The organism is Bacteroidota bacterium (assembly GCA_039111535.1).
Lineage (GTDB): Bacteria > Bacteroidota > Rhodothermia > Rhodothermales > JAHQVL01 > JBCCIM01.
The window spans coordinates 1-1,971 of record JBCCIM010000351.1; the positions used below are offsets into that span (position 1 = coordinate 1).

General features: G+C 50.8%; 1 protein-coding gene. It reads left to right on the forward strand.

From position 1 onward, the window contains the following. Window positions 1-352 precede the first annotated feature (352 nt). Window positions 353-1,971 (forward strand): hypothetical protein (locus tag AAF564_26735; GenBank protein MEM8489169.1); only part of this gene is annotated, 1,619 nt, incomplete at its 3' end.

A 1,971-nucleotide genomic window follows, 5' to 3' on the forward strand; every position in this document is an offset into this window, starting at 1 on the left:
ATCCAGAAAAAGGTTTGTTTTAGACGTATTTGACTAGATTCCTGCCTCCGCAGGAATGACGGGAGTGGCACGAGGAAAGGCTGAAAATTACCATTTGAAGCCATTGCATCTATTTCCTTGACGCCTATGGAATCAAGTCCGCAATGACGATGACAAATGGCATCAATGAAAAGAAACACTTGTGTCACCTTCTGACTCGAATAAACACACACCATAACAGAACCATTTAGATCAACCCCTCGTTAATAAACTATTGCCCCTCTGTGAAGCGTCAACACGCTAGCCTTTCAATACTTTCACCCGTACCTCGATCGTCAGTATGTGCCGTAAACCGTATGCTGCTGGATTTTATGTGGCAGTTCTCTTCCTCGTAACCAGTCCACCAACTTCCCTTTTTGCCCAGGCCGTCATCGACTGGGAACCGCTTAATCAACACATAGAAGGCGGCGCTGTTACCCTGTTATGGCAAAGCCCATCGGGGGCTTTTTTTGCCGGCAGTCGGAGTAGCAGTTTATTTCGCAGCCCGGGCGTCGGCGAACCCTGGGAGCCTGTCGCATTGCCCAAGAACCATCCACTAAGCTTAAAAGCAGATCCAACAGGGCGCCTGTACCTGTGGAGTCATGAGGGGTTATTTGAATCGGAAAATGACGGGGTTTCCTGGTCTAAAAGCACCTTATCCATCTCTCCTCGATCTCTACTCTTCACCCCCGATGGTGTAACTTTTGCCAGCACAGATGAAGGTATTTACCAAAGAAATTCCTCACAAGATGACTGGCAGCTGATCAAACAGTGGACATCAAGAGACATAGGAAAAGCAGATGATGACGAAATTGTATCCCCTTCTTTTTTTAAAATGCGCGCTGATGGATCCCTGGTGGCCGGCGTAGGCAGTCGGATATTTTTGTCAGAAGATGGTAACTCCTGGCAATGCCTATCAGTAGATGCATCGGGGACTTGCTGGCACAATTTCATCTGTTATGGCAGTGGGCATTGTGAGCCGGCAGATGTAAGGTCAATTCTGCCACTAGGCAATGATCTGCTGATCTATACAGAAGCACGCTATGGCGCCAGAGCCGTGCGCTACCTGGCTGAACAAAACGAAATTGTGGATATTGATCGGCTTGGCTGTAGCATCGAAGGATTCTACGATACGCCGGCTGCCCACTTTGCACAGGCAAGCGCCTGTTGCACCATGGGTCATTGTGGAGGCAACGGCCTGTATCAGCGCAACAAAAACGACAGCCTGGCATCGTGGCTGCGGATAGATGACAGCGCCCTGACCTACCGGGTCGCACCCGACGCCAGCTGGATATGCGCCGGCTCCTACGATGGCGTGAAGTGCTCCTTTGATGGCGCGCAAAGCTGGCAACCCTGGAACAACGGCCTCTCCAACAGGGCCATCTCAACCCTCCATTTTAATAGCGCTGAAGCATTGATGGTGGGCACGGGCTACGGTCTTGTGATAAATCCTCGCCACCCTGAAGAAGAAGCGCAGCATCTACTGGTTAACCAACGCCCTGGTAATTTTGGCATCGATTGCCTGTCGGCACCCAGAGCATTCCTTTCTCACGTGAACGATTCGCTTTACGCCGAAGTGAGCGGACGCGTGTATCATGCCGGTAACGTAACCGATTTGTGGGAGATGACGCCAAGATCGATCAGTTTTGGCTATATCAATGGGCCGCTGTACGACGAAAAACCTTTGACACCCGCACTTCCCTCTTGCGGATTTGAAGTCTTAGTCACCAGAACGCCTCCCTTTTCTTGCAGGCGTCGCCACAGGGGCCTTTATGCTGCCGGCTCACGCCTGTACCAGAAAAAATTTAACGCCATGTACAGGTCTTCGGATGGTTTTCACCAGGAACTGACTGAGATCACGCCCCCGATCAATCCACAGAAATTTAGCGTGATGGGTGCCCACAACAACGGCACCCTGGTGCTTGCAAATGAGACAACGCTGTACGTATCTAC